The sequence below is a fragment of the Synechococcus sp. R70.1 genome (assembly GCF_047461675.1).
Taxonomy (GTDB): Bacteria; Cyanobacteriota; Cyanobacteriia; order Thermostichales; family Thermostichaceae; genus Thermostichus.
The window spans coordinates 1-1,497 of record NZ_JANSHR010000018.1; the positions used below are offsets into that span (position 1 = coordinate 1).

A 1,497-nucleotide genomic window follows, 5' to 3' on the forward strand; every position below is an offset into this window, starting at 1 on the left:
TACCAAAAAGCGCCGTAAGGCCCCGCCTTTGAAGGTGGGGATGTAAGGCGCAGCATTTTATCCAAGGTTTCCCCTGATAAACTAGCATCATGCGCGTCAAAGCGCTCCGCACCGCTAAAGCGAGGGAAGCCAAGCTCCTCCACGGAGCACCAGCCCAGTACCAAGCCTTGGATGAAGCCATCCGCACAGCGCAGTGTGTACGCAACAAATGCCTGCACTATTGGATGGACAATCAAAGCGTGGGCAAGAAGGAGCTGTACGCTCTTTGTAAGCATCTGGCCCAGGAGTTTGAGTTTGCTGCCAAGCTCAACTCAACAGCCAGGCAAGCTAGTGCAGAGCGAGCTTGGGCAGCCATCTCCAACTTCTACCGCCGTTGTCGTGATGGTGAGAAGAAGAAGGGCTACCCCCAGTGAGCGCTCCGCGCCGCTTCGCGAGCAAAAAGAACTGCCGCTCTGTGGAATACAAGCAGTCGGGCTGGAAGTTGTCGGCAGATGGAATGTCCATCACCTAAGGCCTACGGCCCGCTAACGCGAACACCGACGGCAACCAGGCTGGCACCTTTGCCTTGTACTGCAGCGGGGAGGCGAGGAAACTCATCCTCAGCTCCAAAATCAACCGGGTGCGGGTTATCCGGCGGGCAGATGGGTACTACGCCCAGTGCTGCCTTGACCTTGAGCGCAGGGAAGAGGGCCAGTACACCGGCACCATGATTGGCCTTGACTTAGGGCTGGAGCACTTCTACACCGACCAACACGGCAACAAGGTCAGTTGCCCTAAGTTTCTGCGCCGTGCTGAACGCAGACTCAAAAAACACCAAAGGAGGTTGAGCCGCAGGTTTAGGAAAGACAGCAAGGGGCAGTCCAAGAACTATCTCAAGCAAAAACAACGTCTTGGCAAGCTGCACCTCAAGGTTCAACGCCAGCGTAGAGACTGGGCAATCAAGCTTGCCCGGTGCGTGGTGGCGTCTAACGACGTCGTGGTGTATGAGGACTTGCAGGTGCAGAACTTGGTCAAGAACCATCATCTGGCCAAGTCGTTCGCGTTAGCGGTGCGGAGCACTTTCCAGGATGCCGCATGGAGCATTTTCACCGGGTGGCTGGACTACTACGGCAAGGTGTAAGGACTACGTCCCGCTTACGCGATTGGCAAGGTGGTGATTGCCGTGCCGCCGGAGTACACCACCCAGGAGTGTTCAGGGTGCGGCTATCTAGTGAAGAAAACTCTATCGACTCGTACTCACCGTTGCCCGCGATGCGGCCTGGTGCTGTGTCGCGACCACAACGCCGCTCTCAACATCTTGCGCCGAGGTCTAGAACTCTTGGGCATGGTGTGGAACGGTACGAACCGCCATTGCTTCGCAACGCTTCGCGAACGAGAGAGGGAACGCTTGGGAAGAGCGGCACCGCTGCCATGAAGGGGCAACCTGACAGGGTAAGTGCGCTCGTGGAACCAAGAACGAGAATCCCCGGCCTACGGCCCGCTGTCGCGAATGCCCTT

At 57.3% G+C, this 1,497-nt stretch carries 3 protein-coding genes; all 3 read left to right on the top strand.

Annotated elements, in window-relative coordinates:
• Positions 1 to 89 precede the first annotated feature (89 nt).
• The 3 genes from NW807_RS02115 to NW807_RS02125 all read left to right on the top strand — a co-directional run bounded on the left by NW807_RS02115 (position 90) and on the right by NW807_RS02125 (position 1,414).
• A complete protein-coding gene (locus tag NW807_RS02115; protein ID WP_414425158.1) occupies positions 90 to 413 on the top strand; it encodes a hypothetical protein in 324 nt (107 codons plus the stop codon).
• Positions 414 to 619: 206 nt separating this feature from the next.
• The gene (locus tag NW807_RS02120) at positions 620 to 1,120 is read left to right on the top strand and encodes an RNA-guided endonuclease InsQ/TnpB family protein (RefSeq protein ID WP_414425159.1); all 501 of its coding nucleotides are present in this window, start codon (positions 620 to 622) and stop codon (positions 1,118 to 1,120) included.
• Between the two features lie 42 nt (positions 1,121 to 1,162).
• Complete coding sequence (locus NW807_RS02125; protein WP_414425160.1) at positions 1,163 to 1,414, top strand: zinc ribbon domain-containing protein; 252 nt, start codon at positions 1,163 to 1,165, stop codon at positions 1,412 to 1,414.
• Positions 1,415 to 1,497: the final 83 nt, after the last annotated feature.

What these genes read in the sequence shown, in the direction of transcription:
- NW807_RS02115 (WP_414425158.1), top strand. Translation starts at nt 90, where the DNA reads ATGCGCGTCAAAGCGCTCCGCACCGCTAAAGCGAGGGAAGCCAAGCTC.